Source organism: Amycolatopsis sp. 2-15 (genome assembly GCF_030285625.1).
GTDB lineage: Bacteria > Actinomycetota > Actinomycetes > Mycobacteriales > Pseudonocardiaceae > Amycolatopsis > Amycolatopsis carbonis.
Genome location: NZ_CP127294.1, coordinates 507,057 through 529,956 on the forward strand (window position 1 = coordinate 507,057; position 22,900 = coordinate 529,956).

General features: G+C 71.4%; 25 protein-coding genes and 1 pseudogene. 17 read left to right on the plus strand and 9 right to left on the minus strand.

Features of this window, described 5'->3' with window-relative positions; translation table 11 throughout:
• Positions 1-43 precede the first annotated feature (43 nt).
• The 3 genes and pseudogenes from QRX50_RS02370 to QRX50_RS02380 all read left to right on the plus strand — a co-directional run bounded on the left by QRX50_RS02370 (position 44) and on the right by QRX50_RS02380 (position 2,588).
• Positions 44-490 (plus strand): hypothetical protein, encoded by a 447-nt coding sequence (locus tag QRX50_RS02370; protein WP_285970354.1) that lies wholly within the window; start codon positions 44-46, stop codon positions 488-490.
• 28 nt (positions 491-518) lie between these two features.
• The gene (gene dapD, locus QRX50_RS02375; RefSeq protein WP_285970355.1) at positions 519-1,499 is read left to right on the plus strand and encodes a 2,3,4,5-tetrahydropyridine-2,6-dicarboxylate N-succinyltransferase; all 981 of its coding nucleotides are present in this window, start codon (positions 519-521) and stop codon (positions 1,497-1,499) included.
• Between the two features lie 121 nt (positions 1,500-1,620).
• Positions 1,621-2,588: pseudogene (locus QRX50_RS02380) on the plus strand (CHAD domain-containing protein).
• Between the two features lie 109 nt (positions 2,589-2,697).
• Here the strand turns inward: QRX50_RS02380 and QRX50_RS02385 are convergent.
• Positions 2,698-4,137 (minus strand): FAD-dependent monooxygenase, encoded by a 1,440-nt coding sequence (locus tag QRX50_RS02385; protein WP_285970356.1) that lies wholly within the window; start codon positions 4,135-4,137, stop codon positions 2,698-2,700.
• 81 nt (positions 4,138-4,218) lie between these two features.
• Between QRX50_RS02385 and QRX50_RS02390 the strand changes: the two genes are divergently transcribed.
• Positions 4,219-4,839: a TetR/AcrR family transcriptional regulator gene (locus QRX50_RS02390; protein WP_285970357.1), complete on the plus strand. Its 621-nt coding sequence runs from the start codon at positions 4,219-4,221 to the stop codon at positions 4,837-4,839.
• A 31-nt stretch (positions 4,840-4,870) separates the two neighbouring features.
• Here QRX50_RS02390 and dapC read toward each other — a convergent pair whose 3' ends face one another.
• The 3 genes from dapC to QRX50_RS02405 all read right to left on the minus strand — a co-directional run bounded on the left by dapC (position 4,871) and on the right by QRX50_RS02405 (position 6,575).
• Positions 4,871-5,962, minus strand: coding sequence for a succinyldiaminopimelate transaminase (dapC, locus tag QRX50_RS02395; RefSeq protein WP_285970358.1), 1,092 nt, complete (start codon positions 5,960-5,962; stop codon positions 4,871-4,873).
• Positions 5,959-6,279 (minus strand): ferredoxin, encoded by a 321-nt coding sequence (gene fdxA, locus QRX50_RS02400; protein WP_285970359.1) that lies wholly within the window; start codon positions 6,277-6,279, stop codon positions 5,959-5,961. The genes dapC and fdxA overlap by 4 nt, the downstream gene beginning before the upstream one ends.
• 119 nt (positions 6,280-6,398) lie before the next feature.
• On the minus strand, positions 6,399-6,575 hold the full coding sequence (locus QRX50_RS02405) for a hypothetical protein (RefSeq protein WP_285970360.1): 177 nt from the start codon (positions 6,573-6,575) through the stop codon (positions 6,399-6,401).
• Between the two features lie 48 nt (positions 6,576-6,623).
• On the opposite strand from QRX50_RS02405, the gene QRX50_RS02410 reads away from it, so the two are divergent.
• The 8 genes from QRX50_RS02410 (at position 6,624) to QRX50_RS02445 (ending at position 11,599) form a co-directional block, all read left to right on the plus strand.
• Positions 6,624-7,373, plus strand: a complete 750-nt coding sequence (locus QRX50_RS02410; RefSeq protein ID WP_285970361.1) for a GNAT family N-acetyltransferase — start codon at positions 6,624-6,626, stop codon at positions 7,371-7,373.
• The gene (cofD, locus tag QRX50_RS02415) at positions 7,370-8,368 is read left to right on the plus strand and encodes a 2-phospho-L-lactate transferase (RefSeq protein ID WP_285970362.1); all 999 of its coding nucleotides are present in this window, start codon (positions 7,370-7,372) and stop codon (positions 8,366-8,368) included. The genes QRX50_RS02410 and cofD overlap by 4 nt, the downstream gene beginning before the upstream one ends.
• Positions 8,304-9,722: a coenzyme F420-0:L-glutamate ligase gene (locus tag QRX50_RS02420; protein ID WP_434533228.1), complete on the plus strand. Its 1,419-nt coding sequence runs from the start codon at positions 8,304-8,306 to the stop codon at positions 9,720-9,722. Before cofD ends, QRX50_RS02420 begins: the two co-directional genes overlap by 65 nt.
• Positions 9,719-10,255, plus strand: a complete 537-nt coding sequence (locus QRX50_RS02425) for an NUDIX hydrolase (protein WP_285970364.1) — start codon at positions 9,719-9,721, stop codon at positions 10,253-10,255. Before QRX50_RS02420 ends, QRX50_RS02425 begins: the two co-directional genes overlap by 4 nt.
• A 10-nt stretch (positions 10,256-10,265) precedes the next feature.
• Complete coding sequence (locus tag QRX50_RS02430) at positions 10,266-10,412, plus strand: hypothetical protein (protein WP_285970365.1); 147 nt, start codon at positions 10,266-10,268, stop codon at positions 10,410-10,412.
• 13 nt (positions 10,413-10,425) lie between these two features.
• Positions 10,426-10,779, plus strand: coding sequence for a GntR family transcriptional regulator (locus QRX50_RS02435; protein ID WP_285970366.1), 354 nt, complete (start codon positions 10,426-10,428; stop codon positions 10,777-10,779).
• A gap of 112 nt (positions 10,780-10,891) precedes the next feature.
• The gene (locus QRX50_RS02440) at positions 10,892-11,224 is read left to right on the plus strand and encodes a hypothetical protein (protein WP_285970367.1); all 333 of its coding nucleotides are present in this window, start codon (positions 10,892-10,894) and stop codon (positions 11,222-11,224) included.
• An 18-nt stretch (positions 11,225-11,242) separates the two neighbouring features.
• Complete coding sequence (locus QRX50_RS02445; RefSeq protein ID WP_285970368.1) at positions 11,243-11,599, plus strand: hypothetical protein; 357 nt, start codon at positions 11,243-11,245, stop codon at positions 11,597-11,599.
• A gap of 1 nt (position 11,600) precedes the next feature.
• Here the strand turns inward: QRX50_RS02445 and QRX50_RS02450 are convergent, their stop codons facing one another.
• Both QRX50_RS02450 and manB read right to left on the minus strand, forming a co-directional pair.
• On the minus strand, positions 11,601-12,494 hold the full coding sequence (locus QRX50_RS02450) for a DNA-3-methyladenine glycosylase family protein (protein ID WP_285974331.1): 894 nt from the start codon (positions 12,492-12,494) through the stop codon (positions 11,601-11,603).
• A complete protein-coding gene (gene manB, locus QRX50_RS02455; RefSeq protein ID WP_285970369.1) occupies positions 12,494-13,573 on the minus strand; it encodes a mannose-1-phosphate guanylyltransferase in 1,080 nt (359 codons plus the stop codon). Before manB ends, QRX50_RS02450 begins: the two co-directional genes overlap by 1 nt.
• Before the next feature lie 140 nt (positions 13,574-13,713).
• On the opposite strand from manB, the gene QRX50_RS02460 reads away from it, so the two are divergent.
• Positions 13,714-14,121 (plus strand): hypothetical protein, encoded by a 408-nt coding sequence (locus tag QRX50_RS02460; RefSeq protein ID WP_285970370.1) that lies wholly within the window; start codon positions 13,714-13,716, stop codon positions 14,119-14,121.
• Here the strand turns inward: QRX50_RS02460 and QRX50_RS02465 are convergent, their stop codons facing one another.
• Complete coding sequence (locus tag QRX50_RS02465) at positions 14,122-14,991, minus strand: glycosyltransferase family 2 protein (RefSeq protein WP_285974332.1); 870 nt, start codon at positions 14,989-14,991, stop codon at positions 14,122-14,124.
• A 79-nt stretch (positions 14,992-15,070) separates the two neighbouring features.
• On the opposite strand from QRX50_RS02465, the gene QRX50_RS02470 reads away from it, so the two are divergent.
• A complete protein-coding gene (locus tag QRX50_RS02470) occupies positions 15,071-15,604 on the plus strand; it encodes a hypothetical protein (RefSeq protein ID WP_285970371.1) in 534 nt (177 codons plus the stop codon).
• Between the two features lie 115 nt (positions 15,605-15,719).
• Here the strand turns inward: QRX50_RS02470 and QRX50_RS02475 are convergent, their stop codons facing one another.
• Positions 15,720-16,850 carry a glycosyltransferase family 4 protein gene (locus QRX50_RS02475; protein ID WP_285974333.1) on the minus strand — a complete coding sequence of 377 codons (1,131 nt, stop codon included), beginning with the start codon at positions 16,848-16,850 and terminating at the stop codon, positions 15,720-15,722.
• Between the two features lie 400 nt (positions 16,851-17,250).
• The gene (locus QRX50_RS02480) at positions 17,251-18,318 is read right to left on the minus strand and encodes a glycosyltransferase family 4 protein (protein ID WP_285970372.1); all 1,068 of its coding nucleotides are present in this window, start codon (positions 18,316-18,318) and stop codon (positions 17,251-17,253) included.
• A gap of 18 nt (positions 18,319-18,336) precedes the next feature.
• Between QRX50_RS02480 and QRX50_RS02485 the strand changes: the two genes are divergently transcribed.
• From QRX50_RS02485 to QRX50_RS02495, 3 genes are read left to right on the plus strand one after another with little or no spacing between them, the layout of a single operon-like run.
• The gene (locus tag QRX50_RS02485) at positions 18,337-19,266 is read left to right on the plus strand and encodes a glycosyltransferase family 2 protein (RefSeq protein ID WP_285970373.1); all 930 of its coding nucleotides are present in this window, start codon (positions 18,337-18,339) and stop codon (positions 19,264-19,266) included.
• A 37-nt stretch (positions 19,267-19,303) separates the two neighbouring features.
• Positions 19,304-21,817: a glycosyltransferase gene (locus QRX50_RS02490; protein WP_285970374.1), complete on the plus strand. Its 2,514-nt coding sequence runs from the start codon at positions 19,304-19,306 to the stop codon at positions 21,815-21,817.
• The gene (locus tag QRX50_RS02495) at positions 21,810-22,895 is read left to right on the plus strand and encodes a glycosyltransferase family 4 protein (RefSeq protein ID WP_285970375.1); all 1,086 of its coding nucleotides are present in this window, start codon (positions 21,810-21,812) and stop codon (positions 22,893-22,895) included. The genes QRX50_RS02490 and QRX50_RS02495 overlap by 8 nt, the downstream gene beginning before the upstream one ends.
• Positions 22,896-22,900 lie beyond the last annotated feature (5 nt).

Sequence of the window (22,900 nt, forward strand, 5' to 3'; positions counted from 1 at the left end):
ACCGGCACCGTACCGACCCGGCACGAGGGCTACCGTGAGGGACGTGCGCACGCGAAGCTCCCTGGTCGCTCTCGGCGGCGTCCTCCTGACCCTGGTCCTGACCGGCTGCGGCTCCGAGGCGGGCCCCACGCCCGGCCCGAACCCCGGCTCGCCGGGCCCGGACGCCCTGCCGATCAAGCTCGACGCGCTGTCCGCCGACGCCTGCTACACGAGCCCGCAGACGCAGCTGCCGAAGGGCTGCGAGAAGTTCGTCACGGAGGTCGGCGGCACGGCCGCGTCGGTGCACGAGCGCGCGGCGGCCGGCAAGACCGTCGACGTGGCGCTCGACCACGCGGCGGCCGCGCTCGACCAGGGCGTGAGCGCGTTCCGCGGGGCGGGCTGCACCACCGTGCCCACCTCCGGCGGACCCTGCACGCAGGCGCTGATCACCATCTCGGCCGCGCTCACGTCGGTCAAGAAGCTCGTGAACCAGCAGGCCACCACGGGTTGAGGCGCGTCACTCGACTACCGTGACCGGCGTGAGCGAGCAGACCCCTGACCCCGAAACGACCGGCGCCGTCGGCGTCGGGCTGGCCACCGTCGCGTCCGACGGGACGGTGCTGGACACCTGGTACCCGCACCCGAAGCTGACCGGCACCGGCGCCAGTGGCACCGAGAGGCTGTCGGCCCCCGAGACCACCGAGCTGCTCGGTGACGCCGCGGCGGCGCTGCTCGGGCCCGACACCGACCGTGGTGTCGAGGTCGTCGCGGTGCGCGTGACGATCGGCAGCCTGGCCACCGCCCCCACCGACGCGCACGACGCCTACCTGCGGCTGCACCTGTTGTCGCACCGGCTGGTGCAGCCCCATGGGCAGAACCTCGACGGCATCTTCGGCAAGCTGGCCAACGTCGTGTGGACGAGCCACGGCCCGTGCCCAGTCGACGGCTTCGAGCAGACGCGCCTGCGGCTGCGCTCGCGTGGCGCGGTGGCCGTGTTCGGCGTGGACAAGTTCCCGCGGATGGTCGACTACGTGCTGCCCACGGGTGTGCGCATCGCCGACGCCGACCGCGTGCGCCTGGGCGCGCACCTCGCCTCCGGCACGACCGTGATGCACGAGGGCTTCGTGAACTTCAACGCCGGCACGCTCGGCGCGTCCATGGTCGAGGGCCGGATCTCGGCGGGCGTGGTCGTGGGCGACGGCAGCGACGTCGGCGGCGGCGCCTCGATCATGGGCACCCTCTCGGGCGGCGGCAAGGAGGTCATCGCGATCGGCGAGCGCTGCCTGATCGGCGCGAACGGCGGCGTGGGCATCTCCCTCGGCGACGACTCCGTGGTCGAGGCCGGGCTCTACATCACGGCCGGCACGAAGGTGATCGTGGACGGCAAGACCGTGAAGGCGCGGGAGATCTCGGGTATTTCGGGTGCGCTCTTCCGGCGGAACTCGGCGACGGGTGCGGTGGAGGTCGTGTCGCGCACCGGCGTCGGGATCGAGCTGAACGAAGCGCTGCACGCGAACTGATCCTTCTACGCTGATCCTTTTGCAAAGAAGGGGCGCGCTCCACCGGGGGCGCGCCCTTTTTCGTGCTTTTTCGTCACGGGTCATATCCGCTCTGCCTGCGTGTTCACTTACCATTCATGTCGTGACCACCGAATCGTTGCCCTCCTCGACCCGCCGCCGCGCACCCGAGCCGACGACTCCGGCCGAGCTCGGCCTGCCCGACGAGCCCGCGAAAGCCGGCCCCGGGACCCGGCGGCCACCCACGTCCGCGCCACGCTGGACCAGCAGCTGCGCGAGCTGCTGGCGCGCGAGCCCGGCACCCGCAGCGGCGCGGACCCCGAAGACCTGCACCAGATGCGTGTCGCCTTGCGGCGGATGCGCAGTGTGCTGAAGACCTCCGGGACCCTCCTCGGCGCCTCCGCCGAGCCCGTGCGCGCCGAGCTGGGCTGGCTGGGCCAGTCCCTCGGCGAGGTCCGCGACTACGACGTGCTGATCGGCCACCTGCGCGAGGTGATCGCCACCTTCGAGGTCCGCGACCAGCCCGCGGGCCGCCGCCTGGTCTCGAAGTTCGTCACCGAACGCGGCGCCGCCCGCCGCCGCCTGACGCGCGCCCTGTCGAGCGCCCGCTACGCCACGCTGTTGCAGAGAATCGCCCAGCTCACGCGCACGCCCGACCACGAGATCGACCCCACCCCGCCGGCGCCCGGCAGCTTGGCCGCTGACGTGCGCAAGCCGTACAAGCGCCTCGACAAGGCCGTGCGTGCCCTTCCCGCCGACCCGCCCGACGACGACCTGCACGCCCTCCGCATCCACGGCAAGAAGCTGCGCTACACCGTCGAGCTGGCCAGTTCGGCGGCAAAGAAGAAGCAGGCCGCGCAGCTCGCCGACCTCATCAAGGCCACCCGCAAACTCCAGACGGTCCTCGGCGACCACCAGGACGCCGTGATCGCGGCGGAGAAGGTGCGGTCGGTCTTGCCCGGCGCTGATAGCGAGATCGGCTTCATCGCGGGCCGTATCGCCGAGCACGAACTGCTGAAGCGCACTGAGGCCCGCGCGGCTTGGCCGGCGGTGTGGGCCCGCATCAACAAGGCGGCGGACACGGCTCTCTGACCGAACACCCCGCCGACGGACAGCCCCCGCCCTCCCCAGGGGGCGTTCCCAGGTCCATTCTGTCGGCCGCCTCCGACAAAACCGGTGGTCAAGCCGGTCGGGCGCCAGGTCACTCAGCCGTGATCGACCAGACGTAGCCATCCGGCCGGATCAGCACCCGGCAGCCCGCCGCGGCCTCGTAAGCCGCATACGCATGACCGCCCACGTCCACCAGATCCGAGCCCGAAGCCACTGATCCGGCGGGCAAGATCCGGTACCCCGGAACCTCCGAGGAACCCATCGCCCCCGAACCGAAAACCAGCTCCGTCGCATGCGGTCCCCGGAACAGTTCGAACAACCGCACCGGCTTCCCATTCGCATCCACCAACGGCGCATCCGGAGCCCGATCCCCCGCCCGAAGCAAGCCAGAACCCGAGCCAGGCAAAGAACCAGCCAACGGCCCACCCCGATACCCGACATCCAACTGCTGCGTCTCCGACCCCCGCCGATGCGCGTCCTCGGCCCCTTCGGCGTACTTCTCCATCAAGGCCGTCGAAACCCCCAGCACCCGCGCCGCCACCTCGCGCCGCTCGGGTTCGTAGGTGTCCAGCAACTCGGCAGACCCGGAAGCCAGCTTCCAGCCCAGGTTGTACGCGTCCTGGACCCCGGTGTTCAGCCCCTGCCCGCCCGTCGGTGGGTGCACGTGCGCGGCGTCGCCCGCCAGGAACACGCGCCCGACGCGGAAGGACGCAGCCAGGCGGATGTTCGGCCGCCACACCGTCGACCACGCCAGGTCGGACAGGCGAAACCCGCCGCCCGACACGGAGTCCAGCCGAGCCTGCAGCGCCGGGAGCGAAGTCTCCACCGCCAGGTCCCCGTCCCCCAGCGGCGCCCCGAACTGGAAGTGCGGCGTGCCGGCCAAAGGCGTGAACGCCACCCCGCTCATCGGCTCATGGGCCGGCGCGAACCAGTACGACGAGTCGTGCGAGAGCCCCGAAGCCTGGACGTCCCCCAGCAACATCCGGATCGACTCGTCAGTCGTGCCCTCGAACGGAATCCCCAGCGCCTTGCGCACGAAGCTCTTCCCACCGTCGGCGCCGACCAGGTAGGAAGCCTCCACCGTCTCCCCCGTCGACAGCGAAGCCCTCACGCCCGAAGCAGACTGAGTGAAGCCCACCAGCCCCACCCCGAGCTCCACCCGCACCCCGAACGACGACAGCCGCTCCCGCAGGATGCCCTCCGTCTGCGACTGCCCCAGGAACCAGATGTTCGGGTACGGCACCGCGGGCGTCGGCTCGACGGTGTCGCTCATCCAGCGCTCCTGCACGAACTCGCCGTCCAGGTAGACCTTGATCGGATACTGCGGCGAGCCCGCGGCCAGCACCGCGTCGAGCACGCCGAGGTCCTCGAAAACCTCCAGCGTGCGGGGCTGCAGGCCGTCGCCTCTCGAGCCGTTGAAGAACGCCGAAGCCTTGTCGATGAGCCGGACCGCGACGTCGCGCCGGGCCAGTTCGATGGCCAGCGTCAGGCCGGTCGGGCCGGCTCCCGCGATCAGCACCGTGGTGTCCATGTCCCCTCCAGTGAACTGGAATTCAGTGAATCTGAATTCACCATGCGCGCTGCTAGCGTTCCTGTCAAGGGAGGTGCCGAGATGACGGCGACGAGCCGCAAGGAGAAGGCCGCCGAGACGGAGACCGCGTTGAAGGAGGCCGCCAAGCGCGTGTTCGCGCGCAAGGGCTACCTGAACACGAAGATCACCGACATCACGGCGGAAGCCGGCCGAGCGGCGGGCTCGTTCTACAACCACTTCGCCGGCAAGGAGGAGCTGCTCGAAGCGCTCCTGGGCGACCTGGCGGCGGCGGGCGACGAGGAGGCCGCCTCCGAGGACCACCTGTCGGACTTCAGCGAACCCGAGGCCGTGCGCTGGCACGTGCGCCAGTATTGGGATTTCTACAAGGAGAACGCGGCCACGATGCAGGCGCTGCGCCAGGCGTCGATGGTCCACGACGGGTTCGCGAGCACACTCGCGAGCTTCGGCGTCACGCAGGCGGCCGACATCGCGGGGCACCTCGAGCGCGTCACGGCCGCCGGTTACGAGCTGCCCGCGTCGACGCAGCTGAGCATCCTGCTGATGTACCAGCTGATCGACAACTTCGCGCAGATGTGGCTGACCGCCCCGGCGCCCACGGGCTGGACGGCGCCGAGCGACGACGAGGCCGTCGAGGCGCTCACGAGATTCGTCTACCGGGGCTTCACGGGACGCGATCTCTGAGCGGGCGCACCGAAGTGCGCCCGCTCGGCGATCAGGAGTTCAACCGCTCCGCGGCGGCGTCGATGCGCTCGTCCGTGGCGGTCAGGGCCACGCGCACGTGGTTACCGCCGGCCGGACCGTAGAACGTGCCCGGCGCCACGAGGATGCCGCGCTCGGCCAGCCACGCGACGGTGTCCAGCGCCGGTTCGCCGCGCGTGGACCAGAGATACAGCCCGGCTTCGGAGTGGGAGATCTCGAAACCGTTGTCCTGCAACGCTTTCCGCAGCACGAGCCGGCGGCGCAGGTAACGCTCGCGCTGCGCGGCGACGGCCTCGTCGTCGGTCAGGCCGGCCACCATGGCCTCCTGCACCGGACGCGGCACGATCATCCCGGCGTGCTTGCGGAGCTCCAGCAGCTGCTTGACCAGCTTCGGGTCACCGGCGATGAACCCGGCGCGGTAGCTCGCGAGGTTCGCCGACTTCGACAGCGAGTGCACGGCCAGCAGCCCGTCGAGCCGTCCACCGTGGACGGAGGGGTGCAGCACCGACACGGGCTCGGCGTCCCAGCCGAGCGAGAGGTAGCACTCGTCCGACGCCACGATCACGTCGCGCTCACGCGCCCACTCCACGACCTTGCGCAGGTGCTCGACCCCGAGCACCTTGCCGGTCGGGTTCGACGGCGAGTTGAGCCAGATCATGGCCGGACGCTGCGGCCCGAGCTGAGTGAGCCCGTCCGCGCGGATGACGTCGGCGCCCGCCAGCAGCGCGCCCACCTCGTAGGTCGGGTACGCCAGCTCGGGGATCACCACGGTGTCGCCCTGGCCGAGGCCGAGCAGCCGCGGCAGCCAGGCCACGGCTTCCTTGGACCCGATCGTCGGCAGCACCGCGTCGGGCTCCAGACCCTCGACGCCGTAGCGCCGGCCCAGCGACCCCACCGCGGTGGTCCGCAGCGCGGGCGTGCCGTGGGTGGCCGGGTAGCCCGGGATCTCCGAGACCGACGCCAGCGCGTCGCGGATTCCAGCCGGAACCGGGTCCACGGGCGTGCCGACGGAGAGGTCGACGATCCCACCGGGATGCGCCTGCGCGCGGGCCTTGACCTCGGCGAGCGAATCCCAGGGGAAGTCGGGCAGTGGCCGGGTCGTCATTCGCCCTGCGGGGGCAGCGCCTTGATGAAGGCGGGGTCGTGGCTGGTCTTGCCGACCTTGGAGGCACCGCCGGGCGAGCCCAGTGTGTCGAAGAAGTCGACGTTGGCCTTGGTGTAGTCGGACCAGCTGTCCGGGACGTCGTCCTCGTAGTAGATCGCCTCGACCGGGCAGACCGGTTCGCAGGCGCCGCAGTCGACGCACTCGTCGGGGTGGATGTACAGCATCCGCTCGCCCTCGTAGATGCAGTCCACGGGGCACTCGTCGATACACGCCTTGTCGAGCACGTCGACGCAGGGCTCGGCGATCACGTAGGTCACTGCGTACTCCTGCTTTTCTCTGCTTAGCCAGTCCCTGCGGACATTACGCGCTTCCCGAGGCACCGGTGGTGCTTAGGCAACCCTTAGCCATACCTCTGGTATGGGGCCGAATGTCCCGCTCAGCGGTCCCGGCGGCGGGGCTTCGGGGTGTTGCGCGCGTCGCCGGTGATGGTGAAGCCCGGGCCGGTGGGCTTGGTGTCGCCCTCGCGCTTCTCGTTGAGGGTGCGTTCGAAACCGTCGGCGATCTCGTCGACCAGGTCGTCGTTGTGCTTGTCGTCCCTGCGCACGTAGCTCATCGGTTCTCCCTGCGAAAATGGGCGTGCCGCCTCAAGGACAATCTAACCGTGAACGACTCGGAAATGCTCGAAATCGTATGTGCGCGGGCTTGGCCCCCGGTGGTCGACGAGGCACTCGGCGACTGGCGCCTGCGCTGGGCCGACGGCTTCACCGGGCGCGCCAACAGCGGACTCGCCGTGGGCGATCCCGGCCGGAGCGTCGCGGTCGCGTTGAAGGCCGTCTGTGACTTCGCCCACGATCGGGGGATCCCGCCGGTCGTCCAGGTGATCCAGGACAGCGGCACCGAGCGTGAGGTGGCCGCCGCCGGCTGGCGCGAATGGACCGAACACGCCGCGGGCTACCAGGTGTCCGTGCTCTTCGGGCCGCTGCCGGCCGGGCCCGTGCAGGGTGCCGAGGTCCTCGACGAGCCGACCCCGGCGTGGTGGGAGCTGGCGGCCGACAACCCGTCGCCGGGCGCGGCCGAACGCCACGTGCTGAGCACGGGCAAGGTGGGCTACGGCGTGGTTGACGTGCACGGCGTGACCGCCGGAGCCGTACGCGGTGCCATCGTGGACGGGTGGCTCCACGTGTCGCGCCTGGCGGTGCGGCCGGAGTTCCGCCGGCGTGGGCTCGCGTCGGCGCTCATGTTCGCGCTGGCCGGCTGGGGTCGCGCGCACGGTGCGGAGAGGTGGGTGTTGCAGGTGGCCGTGGAGAACGAAGGCGCGTTGAAGCTGTATTCCGCGCTCGGCTGTACGGAGCACCACAGGTACCGCTACTGGGGCCCAGGTGCGCCCGCGTGCGAGGATCCGCAGTCGTGAAGATCGTCGTACTGGTCGGTGGAGTCGGTGGCGCGCGCTTCCTGCTCGGCGTGAAGACCGCACTCGGGATGCCCGCGATCGGCGAGCCGGAGAGCCCGTCTCCCCACGAGGTCACGGCGCTGGTGAACACCGGCGACGACGTGTGGATGCACGGCCTGCGCATCTGCCCCGACCTCGACACCTGCATGTACACCCTCGGCGGTGGCATCGACACCGAACGCGGGTGGGGCCACGCGGGTGAGACGTGGGTCGTCAAGGAGGAGCTCGCCGCGTACGGCGCCGAGCCGACGTGGTTCGGGCTCGGCGACAAGGACATCGCGACGCACCTGATCCGCTCGCGGATGCTGCGCGCGGGCTACCCGCTCTCGGCCGTCACCGAGGCGCTGTGCGACCGCTGGCGTCCGGGCGTGCGGCTGCTGCCGATGTCGGACGACCGCGTGGAGACCCACGTGGTGATCGACGACCCCGAACAGCCGGAGCAGCAGAAGGCGATCCACTTCCAGGAGTGGTGGGTGCGCTACCGGGCCGACCGGCCGGCGCACTCGATCGTTTCGGTCGGCGCCGACGAGGCCAAGCCCGGCCCGGGCGTGCTCGAGGCGCTGGGCGAGGCCGACCTGGTGCTGTTCGCGCCGTCGAACCCGGTGGTGAGCGTCGGGACGACACTCGGGGTGCCGGGTGTGCGCGAGGCGCTGCGCAAGTCGAAGGCCAAAGTCGTGGGGATCTCGCCGATCATCGGCGGCAAGGCGCTGCGCGGCATGGCCGACGCGTGCCTCACGGCGATCGGCGTGGAGACCTCCGCCGAGGCCGTCGGCCGGCACTACGGCGCTCGCTCCGACGGCGGGGTGCTCGACGGCTGGCTCGTCGCCGAGGAGGACCACGACGTGACGGTGCCGGGTGTCGACGTGCGCGCGGTGCCGCTGCTGATGTCCGATGTGGACGCGACCGCCGCGATGGTGCGGGCGGCCTTCGACGTTGCGGGAGTGTCCGGTGTCTGAGTTCGGCAAGCCTGAGTTTGAGGACCACGCCTCGGCCAAGGTCGAGATCCTGCCCGTGGCCGGGCTGCCCGAGTTCCGTCCGGGCGACGACCTCACCGGCGCCATCGTTGCGGCCGCGCCGTGGCTGCGCTCCGGCGACGTCGTGGTGGTGACGAGCAAGGTGTTCTCGAAGGTCGAGGGTCGGCTCGTGCGCGTGCCGAGCGACCCCGAGGCCCGTGACGCGGCGCGGCGCGAGCTGATCGACCAGGAGACGGTGCGGGTCGTCGCGCGGGTGGCGCGCACGGTGATCACGGAGAACCCGCTGGGGATCGTGCAGGCGGCTTCGGGGATCGACGCGTCGAACGTGCAGGGCGACGAGGTCGCGCTGCTGCCCTCGGACCCGGACGCGTCGGCGCACGCGCTGCGCGGCGGGCTGCGCGAACGGCTGGGTGTCGAGGTCGCCGTGGTCGTCACGGACACGATGGGCCGCGCGTGGCGCGTCGGGCAGACCGACGCGGCGATCGGCTCTTCGGGGCTGCGCGTGCTGCACGCGTACGCGGGGCAGATCGACTCGCAGGGCAACGAGCTGGCCGTCACGGAGATCGCGGTGGCCGACGAGCTCGCCGCCGCCGCGGACCTGGTGAAGGGCAAGCTCGGCGGGCTGCCGGTGGCGGTCGTGCGCGGCCTGCAGCTGACCGACGACGGCTCCACCGCGCGGAATCTGGTCCGGCCCGGCGACGAGGACCTGTTCCGCTTGGGCACCAACGAAGCGCTGGCGCAGGGCCGGCGGGAAGCCGTGCCGCACCGGCGTTCCGTGCGCACGTTCTCCGACGCACCGGTGGACCCGTCGGTGGTCCGGCGGGCGGTCGCGGCGGCGTTGACCGCGCCCGCGCCGCACCACACGCACCCCGTGCGGTTCGTGTGGCTGCGCGACGCCGGGCTGCGCGCGAAGCTGCTGGACGCCATGCGCGAATCGTGGCGAGCGGACCTGTCGAATGACGAGTTCACGCCTTCGCAGATCGAGAAACGCTTGTCGCGCGGGGACATTCTCTACCGCGCGCCCGAGGTCGTGATCCCGTTCCTGGTGCCCGAGGGCGCCCACACCTACCGCGACCAGCGGCGCAACGACTGCGAGCACACGATGTTCACGGTCGCCGCCGGTGCCGCGGTGCAGGGTCTGCTGGTCGCGTTGGCGGCGGAGGACCTGGGCTCGTGCTGGATCGGGTCGACGATCTTCGCGGCCGACCTCGTGCGCTCGACGCTGGGCCTGGATTCGCGCTGGGAGCCGCTGGGCGCCGTCGCGATCGGGCACCCGCTCGAAACGCCTGCGGCGCGCTCGCTGGGTGAGCCGGGCGAAGGGCTGGTCGAACTGTGAACCTGCATGCGGACGCCGTGACTGTTCTTTCGGCGTGGGCCCCTTCTCTGGGCTCGCAGGAATCGCTGCGCCAGGCGTTCCTGGGTTTCCTGGCGACGCGCGACGACACCGTGCAGCGCTCGTGCGAGGCGGGGCACCTCACGGCGTCGGCTGTGGTCCTGGACTCGACGGGTACGCAAGTGCTGCTGACACTGCATCCGCGCGTGGGCCGCTGGCTGCAGCTGGGTGGGCATTGCGAGCCTTCGGACGCGTCGGTCGCCGACGCCGCTCTGCGCGAGGCGACGGAGGAGTCGGGCATGACGGGACTGGAGATCGGCGCGGCGCCGGTGCACCTCGACGTCCACCCGATCACGTGCTCCCTCGGCGTGCCGACGCGGCACTTCGACGTGCGCTACGCGGTCCGCGCGCCGGCGGGGGCGCTGCCCGTCCGCAGCGACGAGTCCGACGACCTGCGCTGGTTTCCGGTCGACGCCCTGCCCGCGGGGTCGGAGGATCTGGCCGAACTCGTGAACGCGGCCGTTTCGTCCCACTAGGGTGGCGTTCATGCCCTTGGCGCCCGCGAACCCGCACATCCACACCGGCGACGGCGGTTTCGTGAGCGGCTGGGTCGTGGCCGTGGGGTTCGGGGTGGCGATCGTGCTGGTCGTGGTGGGTGTGATCGTCAGCCTGCGCAGGAAGCGCCGGCGTTAGGGGGGTCTTGGCCGTGACCGTGAGCTACGACAGCGCCTCTTCGGTGCCGCCGTTCGAGCAGGTGCGCTCGTCGATCGCCGCACAGATCAACGACGGCACCTTCGCGGTCGGCACCAAGCTCCCCACCGTGCGCGCGCTGGCCTCGGACCTCGGCGTCGCCCCGAACACCGTGGCGCGCGCCTATCGGGAACTCGAAGAAGCCGGCCTCATCGAAACGCGCGGCCGAGCCGGGAGCTTCGTGGGGGCTTCGGGGGATGAGTCGCGTTCGCGGGCTCTGGCGGCGGCCGCGGATTATGCAGCGGTCACTCGGCAGCTGGGGCTGTCGACGGACGAGGCCCTGGCCATCGTCACGGCCGCGCTGCGCTGACCGCCCCGGTTTCGTCCGGCCCCTGACGCCCGGTCCCCCTACGATGGCGATGGCCCGTGGCCGGGGAGAGGGGACTTGTCGTGAACGCCATTCAGCCTTTACATCTCACATCTTGTTGCTGCTGGCGGGCATCGTCATGGCCATCGTGATGAGCGTGAAGGCTTCGAAGAAGCGGCGTCAGCCGCCGATTCCGCCGCCGTGGCAGGGAATGCAGCCGCCGGGTTACCCGGGACACCCGGGTTATCCGCCTGGGCAGGCGGGGTATCCGGGTTATCCGCAGCAACCGGGCTTTCCGCCAGGACAGCCGGGGCAGCAATCCGGATATCCGCAACAACCCGGATATCCGCCGAGCCAGCCCGGCTTTCCGCAACAGCAACCTCCGGCGCCCGGCCAGTACCCGCCGCAACAGACAGGTCAGCAACCGCCGTCCGGATTCGGGAACTGAAAAGGAGACTCAGCCGCCGTGTTGCGTTTTGCACTCCCAGCGCTGCTGGTGATTTTGCTGGTGGTGATCCTCGTGCTGAAGTTCACCGTGGGGCGGAAGCCGAAGCAGCAGCCAGGTCCGCAGTACCCGCCTCAGCAACCGTATCCGCCGCAGCAGTATCCGCAGCCGGGCCAGTACGCGCAGCAGCCCGGGTACCCCGGGCAACAACCGGGCCGATATCCGCAGCAGGGTTATCCAGCGCAGCAGCCGAACCAACAGGCCGCGCCGGGCTGGCAGCCCTATCCCTCACCGCAGCAGCCAGGCCAGCCGAGTCAGCAGCACCCGAACCAATACCCGAGCCAGCAGCCGGGCCAGGGTCAGCAGCCGCCGCAGTAGGTCACATCGCGCGGTAGTCGCGGAGTTCGATGCGGGGCCCGAAACGCGGCGCGCGGGCCCCGCCGACTTCCAGGTACCGAACGGCACGTTGGCGTTGCGGAGCATAGGGCGCAAGCAACTCCGCCATGGCCTCGTCGTCGATGCGGCGGCCGAGGAGTGTGTGGCCGACCATCGAGGGGATGTTGTAGTCGCCGAAGCTGACGGCGTCCGGGTCGCCCCAGGCGCGTTGGGCGATTTCGGCGGCGGTCCACACGCCGATGCCCGAGACCTTGCGCAGCAGGGCCCGGCCGGAGGCACCCCGCAGCGCCACTGCTTCCTCCAGCCGCGGCGCAACGCGGGCAGCGTTGATCAGCGCCGTCCGGCGTTTGAGGTCCACGCCGATGCGGTGCCAGTTCCAGTCCACAATGGACCGGATTGCGACTGGTGACGGCGGCACACGCAGCGAAGCGGGCCCCGGGCCGGGCGCGGGCGTGCCGAACCAGCGGCACAGCTCGGCCCACGACCGGATCGCCTCCTTGCCCGTGACCTTCTGCTCCAGCACCGCGAGCACGAGCGAGTCCCACACGCGCCGCGTCGAGCCGAGGCGCAGGCCGGGGGCGTCGTGGCGAGCGCGGGCGACCACCGGGTGGTGCGCGACGAAGCCGGTGTCGTCGTCCTCGGCGCCCAGCAACGCCGGCACGCCGTCGAGCAGGAACTCCGCGCCAGGGCCCCACGCGTCGGCCTCGACGACGCCGTCGGGCCGGCGCAGCAGAGCCAGCGTGCCCTCGCCGGACGGCGTGTTGGCGGCCAGCCACCAGACGCCACGCTCGCTGCGGAAGTTCAGCGAACCGCGCCCACGGCTGAGCGGGCCCAGCACCGCGGCCAGGTCCAGCGGGAAGGGCGGTCGCCACTCGATCATGCGTCGCTCGAGAACCGGATGCCGCCGTCGGGCAGGGTGACGCCGGGCCAGACGCGGGCGCCGTCGAGGAGCTCGCAGCCCGCTCCGACGGACGCGCCGTCGCCCACGACCACGCCACGCAGCACTGCGCCGGCCCCGACGAACGCGCCGCGGCCCAGCACCGAACGCTCCACAGTGGCCCCGGCCTCGACCACGGCTTCGTCGAACACGACCGAACCGTCCACCGTCACACCGTCGCCGATCACGGCCTTCGCGCCGACCGTCGTCCCGCCCGTCAGCCGAGCCGACGAAGCCACGGAAGCACCGTCGAGCACCAGCGACTCGCCGGTCGGGCCCGCCAAGGCGGACGTCGGCGCGATGCCGCGCACGAGGTCCGCACTGCCGCGCACGAACGCCTGGGGCGTGCCGACGTCGAGCCAGTACGAAGAGTCGACAAAGCCATGCAGGTGCGCGCCGGCTTCGAGGAGCCCGGGGAACGTCTCGCGCTCCACAGACACGCGCCGGCCCGCCGGGATGGTCTCGACCACCGAGCGGCGAAAGACGTAGCAGCCGGCGTTGATCTGGTCCGTCGGCGGGTTGGGCGTCTTCTCGAGGAAGGCCTGCACACGCCCGTGCTCGTCCGTGGGGACGGAGCCGAAGCGGCTGGGGTCGGGCACGCGCTGGAGGTGGAGGGTGACGTCGGCGCCGGTGTCCACATGGGTCTGGAGCTGGTGGCGCAGGTCGGCGCCGGAGAGGATGTCGCCGTTGAAGATGATCGCGTGGTCCGCGCGCAACTTGTCGTACACATTGCGGATGGCGCCGCCGGTGTCGAGCGGCTCGTCCTCGACCACGTACTCGAGCTCGAGGCCGAGGGCCGCCCCGTCGCCGAAGTACTCCTCGAAGACTTCAGCGCGGTAGGACGTGCCGAGCACGACGTGGCGGATCCCGGCCGCGCGAATTCGCGAGAACAGGTGACTCAAGTAGGGGGTGCCGGCCGTCGGCAACATCGGCTTCGGCGCGGACAGGGTGAGCGGCCGCAGCCGGGTGCCCTTGCCCCCGACCAGCACGACGGCGTCGACCTCGAGCTCGGACGTCACAGAAAACTCCTCTTGTATCACGCACCGCTGAGCGACAAGCCGTGGGAAACGCTGACGGCTGCGCCCCCGAGGGCCTACCCTAGACAGGAAACAGGTGGGCCTTTCCCCAGAGGCCCCGGGTCAGTCGGGAGGCCGAGGGGATGGACCCCCGCGATCGCGCGGACGCTTTGCTCGCACGCGCACGTTCCCGCGGCGCCTTCGTGGTGACGCCGGACAACATGACGTCGCCGATGGACGCCTCCAACACGCAGCAGATCCCGAGATCCGTGGTCTCGGAGCTCGACCAGCAAGATCCCGACACGACGACGCAGCTGCCGGCGTCGTTGATCGAGGAGAACGACGAGCACCCGCTGGCGAAGCCGAGCACGACCACGCCGCTGGAGGTGCCGGCCGCGCAGGTGACCACGCCGCTGGTGCCGCGTCCGCAAGCCGCGCCCGTGCCGAGCCCCCTTCGGGAGCCCGCCGAGGAAGAGCTGACCGGGCTGGTGCCGACGATCAAGCAGAGCAGCGGCCGGTCGAACCTCTCGCGGCGGCTCGACGGGCTGTGATCACGCGCCTTCGAGCTTGACGCGCACGGCCAGCCCGAGCTTCACCGCCGCCAGCACGGGCTTCCACAACACGCCCTGGTGCCGGTCTGCGAGGTAGCGGTAGGCGCTGGCGTGGTGCGCGCGCAGCATCTTCTTCGACACGCGCGCCGTCGACACACCACCGATGTGCATCACGCTCGACGAGGGCGCGTAGACGTTCAGCCAGCCGGCCTTCGCCAGCCGGTCGCCGAGGTCGACGTCTTCGAAGTACATGAAGTAGCGCGTGTCGAAGCCGCCCACCGAGTCGAACGCCTCGCGCCGGAACAGCTGGCACGAGCCACTGAGCCACTCCGACGTGCGCTCCTGTGGCGTGGCGTTCTCCTGCCGGTACTGGCGCGTCCACGGGTTGCCCGGCCAGACCTTCGAGAACACGGCGTGCCCGATCCCCCGCCCGAACGACGGCAGCAGACGCGCGGACGGGTAGACGGTCCCGTCGAGGTCGTGGATCAACGGCCCGAACGCACCCCCACGCGGCCACCGCTTCGCGACTTCCAGCAGCGCGTCCAGCGACCCCGGCTCCCACTCCAGGTCGGGGTTGACCACGACGACCCACCCGTAGCTGTCGTCGAGCGCCGCCACGCCGCGGTTGGCGGCCGTGCCGTACCCGACGTTCTCGCCGATGCTGACCAGCTGGACGTTCTCGCGCTCCGCCGCCTTCTCGGGCCCGCCATCCGTGGACGCGTTGTCCGCGACCACCACGCGGACCTCCCGGTCAGTCGCCTTTTCCAGCGTGTCGAGGAACTTCTCGAGCAGGTCGCCGGGAAAGTAGGTCACGGTCACGACGGCCAGGCTGTCGCCGTAGGTGCGCTGCTGCTCGGTCACGCGCGCCATTGTCCCCCGCTCACGCACGGCTACGGCCACGCATCGACCCCGTCACCCAGGGTGATGGAGGGCGGGTGAGAATGTCCGGATGTCCGTTCACGCGTTCGTCGACGAATCGGCTCGAAACCGCCAGTTCCTGCTGTGTATGACGCTTGTCGAGCCGAAACACCTCAACCAGACTCGGCGCGCCCTGTCCGGGTTGCTTCTGCGCGGCGCAAGAGAGCTGCATTTCAAGAAGGAGAAGGATCCGCGACGTCGACAGCTCATCGACCAGATGGCCAAGCTGTCGATCTCAGCTCGGATCTACACGGCATCGTGCGCGCCCAAAACAGAAGAAGCAGCGCGGCAACGCTGTCTGATCCAGGCCGTCGAGGACTTGCTCGAGATGGGTGCGCACCGCCTCGTCCTCGACAGCCGCAGCCACCGGGACACCCACGACCGGGGAACGCTCCAGCACGCGCTGGGCGAACGACCGTCGAAAACAGCGCTGACCTACGAGCACCTCGACTCGAACCTGGAACCTCTGCTGTGGGTGTCCGACGCCGTCGCATGGTGCTTTGGAGCGGGCGGTACTTGGGCACAGCGCGCTTCGGGGCTGATCGCAGAGCACATCAAGGTCTGAAAAGGCGAAGAGCCTGCGAGACGACCGTCCGGACGCGTCACAGGCTCTCATACTCGGCCCCACGGGGACCTCGCACGATAATGGTAGCAGAACATGGCAGAACATGGCCGCTCGGTCAGTGCATGCGGCGGTGCCGGTCCCACGCTTTCGCATACGCCTCGCGGTGACGTTTCGCCGTCGTGGCCCAGGAGAAGTCCTTGGCGCGTTGCTGGGCGGCCGCGGAGAGGAAGGCGCGGCGGGACGGGTCGGCGAGGAGTTCGGTGATCGCGGCGGCCACGTCGCCCGCGCCGACGCCGCAGTAGGCGACCGCGTCGCCGCCGACTTCCGGGAGGGAGAGGCGGCGGGTGGTCAGGACGGCGGCGCCGCAGGCCATGGCCTCGAGCACGGGCAGGCCGAAGCCCTCGCCGAGGGACGGGTAGGCCACCAGTTCGGCCCCGCCGAGAAAGCCCGCGAGAGTCCCGAAGGGCAGGTAGCCGGCGCGAATCACGCGCAGGCGGTGCGGCACGCCGTCCAGCGCGCGTTCGACCTGCGTGTCCCAGCCGGGCTGGCCGGCGAGGACCAGCGCGGGCGCGTCCGGCCGGCCCGCGACGGCCCGGGCGTAGCCGCGGATCAGGGCCGGCACGTTCTTGCGCGGCTCGAGCGCCCCGAGGAACGCGATGTACGGCGTCCGCCCGATCCCGACGGCGGCGCGCGCCGCTGCGATCTCCTCGGGGGACGGCGGGTGAAAGCGTTCCGTGTCCACGCCGTGGTGGATGATTTCCAGTTCCGCGTGCCGCACGGGGGTCACGCGGCCCAGCTCCAGCGCCGTCGCCTGGCTCGGGACGACGCACAGCGTCGCGCGGCGCAGCGCGGCCACGGTCCACGCGCGGAAGAACCGCGCCTTCACCGACGAGTGCAGCACAGGGTCGGTGAAGAACGTCGCGTCGTGCAGCGTCACGACCGAAGCCGCGCCGCTCGCAAGGGGCATCGTGTAGTGCGGCGAGTGGACGACGTCGGCCACCAGGCGTCGCACGAGCCGTGGCAACGTCGCTTGTTCCCAGGTCAGGCGGGCCGTACGGGTGGACGTCGCGGGAGACGCAGGCACCACGCGCGCGCCGGGGGCGAGCCGGTCGTACAGCGACAGGTCACGGGGCTGGCACACGACCGTCAGCCGCGCACCATCCTGGTCCAGCGCCGCGACGAGCGAGTCCACGTACCGGCCGACGCCACCCCGATCCGCGGGCACCGCGGTCGCGTCGATCAGCACACGGGGATCACCGGTCACGTGAGCAGAGTACGGCGATCACCCTGCGCGCAGGTGAGGAACCGACGAACTGCATGATCTGCCTCGGCGCGGTGTTGTCTGCCTCGGCTCCGCCGAGGCGGCGAGATCGCCGCAAGCCGGCTTCTTCCCTCCCGATTTCGCGCGGCCCAGGGGCCGCGCGAAATCGCTCAGTCCAGAAGCCGGCGCGATCTCGCGTGCAGCTCAGGTTCGCTGCCCAAGCTCAGGCGGTGCCGATGGGGAGGTCGCGCACCCGGCCGGCCGTCTGCACCCACGCGGACTAGCGGCAAACCTGCGCTCGGGTCGGCTGCGGCTCACTCAACGGCGCTCACTCAGAGCGACAGTCCGCGCCGGCACCAGACGACTCCAGCGACCCGACCCGTGATCACGTCCGCTTCCGGTGCGCCGCCCACACCGCCTCCGCCGCGGCCCGCCACGTGAACTCCCGTGCGCGGTCCCGGCCCAACCGCACCAGTTCCGCCGCGCGCGCGGGCGACCCGAGCACCTCCCGCAGCCCCGCGGCCAACGCCACCGCGTCGCCGCGCGGCACGACCACCCCGGCGCCGCCGGCAACCTCCACCAGGGCCGGGACGTCGGTGTGCACCACGGGCACCCCGGAAGCCATCGCCTCCAGCACCGGCAGGCCGAAGCCCTCCGCCAGGCTGGGCACGGCCAGCACGCTCGCCCCGCGCAGAGCCGTGGCCAGTTCCGCGTCCGTCACCTTGCCCAGCACGTGCACGTCGGTCAGGCCGCGTGAAGCGGCGAGCGCGACCGGGTCGATGCCGCCCCAGCCGGGCTGGCCGGCGAGTACCAAGGCCACATCTCCAACAGCGGCGACGGCGTCCACCAGCACGTCGATGCCCTTGCGCGGCTCGATGGTCCCCACGGCGAGCACGTACTTCGAAGGCAGGTCCAGCACCGCCGAACCCTGGGGCACCGTCACGCCGTGGGGCACCACGCGCACCGGCACGGTCACGTCCACCAGCACGGCCAGCTCGTCGGCCACCGCCCGCGTCGGCACGATCAAGGTCGACGCCCGGCGCGCGGCCCGCGCGATCATCGACCGGTGCCAGCTCACGCCGCGGGCGGTCAGGGTCTCGGGGTGGGTCCACGGCACGGTGTCGTGGACGGTCACGGTCAGCGTCTTGCCCGCGGGCGGGCGCGGCGGCGCGAAGGGCGTCGGCGCGTGGACCGCGTCGCCGCCCGGCCACCAGGGCACGCCGAGCTGCCACAGGCCGACCAGGGCGCGCGGCGGCACTGGGAGCACGCGCGGCCCCTCGACGCCATCGACCACAGCGGAAGAAACCTCAGCGTGGCGCGCGACCACACTAGACACCGTCCAGCCCGGCGGCGCGGTGCGCGCCAGCGCGGGCAGCAGTTCGGCGGTGTACCGGCCCGTACCACCCGGGACGGGGGCGAGCAGCTGCTCGGCGAGCACTACCAGTTCGGGCACGCCGCTATTCTCACCCAGGTGACCAGCGCGGAAACCGGCAGCACCGTAGTCGTGGTCACCTGGCGTGGCGCGGCTCACGTCGAGGCCTGCCTCGAAGCCCTCGCCGCGCAGACGCGTCCACATCGGACGCTCGTGATCGACAACGCCTCCGACGACGGCACCGCCGCCCTCCTCAAGGCCCACCCGTCGAAACCGCAGATCATCCGCCTCAAGCGCAACACCGGCTACGCGGGCGCGATGGCCGTGGCCCTTGAACACACGACAACGCCGGCGATCGCCTGGCTCAACGACGACGCCGCCCCCGAGCCCACCTGGCTCGCCGAGCTCGAAGACACCCTCGACGAACAGCCGCTCGCCGCCGCCGTCACGAGCCGCCTGGAGCTGGCCGACGGCACCACCCAGTCGACCGGCGTGCGCCTCACCGCCGACGGCCACGGCGCCGACCTCACCGAACCCGTCGACGAGGTCTTCGGCTTCTGCGGCGGCGCCGCGCTCCTGCGAACCGACGCCGTGCGCGCCGTCGGCGGCGTCCCCGCGAGCTTCTTCTGCTACTACGAGGACACCGACACCGCGTGGCGCCTGCGCCTCGCCGGCTGGCACGTCGTCTCGGCCCCGAAGGCCCGCGTCCGCCACCTCCACGGCGCCAGCACCAGACCCGGCTCGCCCCTGTTCCACCGCTGGAACGAACGCAACCGCCTGCTGATGCTTCTCAGATGCGCCCCGGCCGCGGTCGCCGTGCGCGAACTCGTCCGGTTCGCCGTGATCACCGCCCTGCTCCCCCTCCGCCGGAACAAGCCCGGCGCCGCCAACTTCCACGTCGGCCTCCGCGCGCGGGTGCTGGCCGAAGTGGTCATGAGACTCCCCGCCACGCTGCGCGCCCGCAGACGCACAGGCGAGATCACCACCCTCGGCCGAGGGGCGATCTGGGACGCCTGGGCGGGCCTTTAAGCTGGGCCAGGCCCGACATCACGGACAGGAGCTCGTTTTGCCGCTGGGGGAACCGCAACCGCTCGTCTCGGTGATCGTGGTGAACTACCGCGGCGCCGAAGACACGATCACCTGCCTTCGCGCACTGTCGGCCGACCTGGACTACGAGCACGGCGAGCTGATCTGCGTCGAGAACGCCTCCGGGGGCGACGACGCCGAGCGCATCCGCTCCGCCGTGCCGGCCGTGAAGCTGATCGAGTCGCCCGTGAACAGCGGCTTCGCCGGGGGCTGCAACCTCGGCGCGAAGCACGCCGAAGGCACCGTCCTCGCTTTCCTCAACAACGACGCCCGCCCGGCGCCCGCGTGGGTCTCCGCGGCCGTCGCGGAGCTGCAGGCGCAGCCGACCGTCGCGGCGGTGGCCAGCAAGGTCGTCGACTGGGACGGCACGGGCACCGACTTCGTCGACGCGGGCCTGACCTGGTTCGGCATGGGCTACAAGCGCCACGCGGGCAGCCCGCTGGCCGACGTGCCCGAGGCCGAGCGCGACGTCGCCAAGGACGTGCTCTTCGGCACCGGCTCGGCGATGTTCGTGCGCGCCTCGGTGTTCGCCGAGCTCGGCGGCTTCGACGAACGATTCTTCATGTTCTACGAGGACGTCGACCTCGGCTGGCGGCTGAACCTGCGCGGCTGGCGGGTGCGTTACGTGCCCGAATCGCTGGCCTACCACCGCCACCACGGCACGATGTCGGCCGTCGACGCGCCCGAGACCGGCCGCGAGACCTTCCTGCTGGAACGCAACGCGCTCGCCGCCCTTTACAAGAACCTCTCCGACGAGTCGCTGGCCAAGGCCCTGCCCGCGGCGCTGGCCCTGGCCGTCCGGCGCGCCACCGCCCGCGGCGGCCTGGACCCCGAGCAGCTGAACCTCGAAAAGGGCGTCGGCCCGGTCGAGACGGGTGACCTCGCGGTGCCGCGGACGACAGTCGCGGGCGTGCTGGCCATCGACCGGTTCGTGGAGATGATGCCCTCGCTCGCCGAGTCGCGCGCCGAGGAGCAGGCCGCTCGCGTCCGCACCGACGCCGACCTGCTTCCCTTGCTGCGCAAGGCTTTGGAGCCCGCGTACCCGCTCCCGGACTACCTGCGGGCCCACGACATCCTCGTCGAGGCCTTCGGCATCGAGGCCGTGTTCGGCCGGCGCCGCAAGATCCTCGTCCTCACCGGCGACTCGATCACCGAGCGCATGGCCGGCCCGGCGATCCGCGCGTGGAACATCGCCTCGACGCTCGCCGCCGAGCACGAAGTGCACCTGATGACCACCAACCCGCTGCTCTCGCCGCCGCCCGCGGCGTTCCGGATCAGCTCGGGCAAGTTCCGCGACCTCGACGCCCCCATCGAGTGGGCCGACGTGATCATCCTGCAGGGCCACGTGCTGGAGCTCGCGCCGACGCTGAAGAAGCAGCACGCGAACAAGATCGTGGTCGCCGACGTCTACGACCCCATGCACCTGGAGCTGCTGGAGCAGGGCAAGGGCGTGGCCGACGACCAGCGCGCGCTCGACCTCGCGGGCGTCACGAAGGTCCTCGACGCACAACTGGAGCGCGCCGACTTCTTCCTCTGCGCCTCCGAGCGGCAGCGCCACTTCTGGCTGGGCCACCTCGCCGCGCTGGGCCGGCTGTCGCCGCGGCTCTACGACGCCGACCCGACCACGCAGTCGCTGCTGGCCGTGGTGCCGTTCGGCCTTTCGCCGCACGAACCCGTGCGCACCGGCCCCGGCCTGCGCGCGTCGCTGGGCCTCGGCGAGTCCGACCGCGTGGTGCTGTGGGCCGGCGGCGTGTACAGCTGGTTCGACCCGCTCACGCTCATCAGCGCGATGGATCTGCTCCGCCAGAACCGGGACGACGCGCGGCTCGTGTTCCTCGGCATGAAGCACCCGAACCCCGAGGTCGCCGAGATGGACATCGGCGCGCGCACCATCCGCCTGGCCGATTCGCTGGGCCTCACCGACAAGCACGTGTTCTTCAACGAGCAGTGGGTGCCCTACGGCGAGCGCCAAAACTGGCTGCTCGACGCCAACTGCGGCGTGACCACGCACTACGAGCACGTCGAGACCACGTTCGCCTTCCGCACGCGCGTGCTCGACTACCTGTGGGCGGGCCTGCCGATCGTCACCACCGACGGCGACGCGTTCGCCGACCTCGTCCGCACCGAGCGGCTCGGGGTCGTCGTGCCGGCCGAAGACGCGGAGGCGCTGGCGGCCGCGCTGGAGAAGTCCCTGTACGACGAGGACTTCGCGGCGGGCTGCGTCGAGCGGATCGCCGAGGTCGCGCGCCGTTACGCGTGGCCGGAGGCGCTGAAGCCGCTGGTGGAGTTCTGCCGCAACCCGCGTCCGGCCGCCGACCGGCTCCCGGGCACCGCGGACCTCACGACCACCGCCCCCGTCCGCGGCACGGCGCTGGTCCGCCGCGACGTCGACCTCGTCCGCGAGTACCTCTCGCAGGGCGGCCCGAGCGAGCTGGCCCGCCGCGTCGGCGGCCGCGTCGTGAAGGTCGCCCGGCAACGGTTGCGCCGTGGCTGACCGGCCGTTGCGCGTGCTGCTCGACGGCACCCCGCTGCTCGGGTCCCGCACGGGCATCGGCCGCTACACGGCGGCGTTGAGCGAGGAGCTCGCGTCGATGTCCGAAGTGGACCCTCGCGCGGTGGCGTTCACATTGCGGGGCTGGCGAAAGCTGCGCGGCGTCCTGCCTCACGGCGCGCGGGCTCGCGGGATGCCGGTGCCCGCGCGACTGTTGCGCCGCGCGTGGCTGCGGTCCGAGCTGCCGCCGGTCGAGCTGTTCGCCGGCCCCACCGACGTCGTCCACGGCACCAACTTCGTCCTCCCCGGCCGGCTGCGCGCCGCCGGTGTGCTGACCATCCACGACCTGGCTTTCCTCGACGAACCCGGCGAGCTCGCGCCGTCCGACCGGACGCTGCCGGAGCTGGTGCGCCGCGGCGCCCGTCGTGCCGACGTGATCTGCACGCCCACCTCGGCCGTCGCCGACTCGGTCGCCGAACGCCTGGACGTTTCCCGCGACAAGATCGTCGTCACCCCGCTCGGCGTGAACCCGGCGTGGTTCACCGCCCGCCCGCCGGACGACGGCCAGCGCGCGAAGCTCCGCCTGCCCGAGAAGTACCTGCTGTTCGCCGGCGCCGCCGGGCCGCGCAAGGGCCTCGACTGGCTGGCCCGCACACACGCGTCCGCGCCGGATCTGCCGCCGCTGGTCTTCGCCGGGCCGGGTCCGTTCCCGCGCCTGCCGCGCTCCGGACAGACGGGTTATCTGTCCGATGTGGACCTCAGGACCGTCGTCGCGGGGGCTGCCGCGTTGGTGCTGCCGTCGCGCGACGAGGGCTTCGGGCTGCCAGTGCTGGAGGCCATGGCGTCCGACGTTCCCGTGGTCTGCACCGACATCGCGGCGCTGCGGGAAGTCGCCGGTCCGTGTGCGACGCTCGTGCCCTACGACGATGTCGACGGCCTGGCGACGGCCCTGCGGCAAGCCGTCCTGGATCCCCACGCGACGGCCACGTCGACGGCGCGGCGCACGCACGCCGCCGGCTTCACTTGGCGCAACTGCGCGACGCTGACCGTCGAGGCGTACCGCCGGGCGGCCAACCGCTGAATCGC

Bases quoted from the DNA above. Each gene is read 5' to 3' on its own strand.
- QRX50_RS02420 (WP_434533228.1), top strand. From the start codon at position 8,304: ATGTGGACGCGACCGCCGCGATGGTGCGGGCGGCCTTCGACGTTGCGG.
- QRX50_RS02460 (WP_285970370.1), top strand. From the start codon at position 13,714: ATGGACCCCCGCGATCGCGCGGACGCTTTGCTCGCACGCGCACGTTCC.
- dapC (WP_285970358.1), bottom strand. From the start codon at position 5,962: ATGACGACCCGGCCACTGCCCGACTTCCCCTGGGATTCGCTCGCCGAG.
- QRX50_RS02470 (WP_285970371.1), top strand. From the start codon at position 15,071: ATGTCCGTTCACGCGTTCGTCGACGAATCGGCTCGAAACCGCCAGTTC.
- QRX50_RS02385 (WP_285970356.1), bottom strand. From the start codon at position 4,137: ATGGACACCACGGTGCTGATCGCGGGAGCCGGCCCGACCGGCCTGACG.
- QRX50_RS02465 (WP_285974332.1), bottom strand. From the start codon at position 14,991: ATGGCGCGCGTGACCGAGCAGCAGCGCACCTACGGCGACAGCCTGGCC.
- QRX50_RS02430 (WP_285970365.1), top strand. From the start codon at position 10,266: ATGCCCTTGGCGCCCGCGAACCCGCACATCCACACCGGCGACGGCGGT.
- QRX50_RS02390 (WP_285970357.1), top strand. From the start codon at position 4,219: ATGACGGCGACGAGCCGCAAGGAGAAGGCCGCCGAGACGGAGACCGCG.
- QRX50_RS02405 (WP_285970360.1), bottom strand. From the start codon at position 6,575: ATGAGCTACGTGCGCAGGGACGACAAGCACAACGACGACCTGGTCGAC.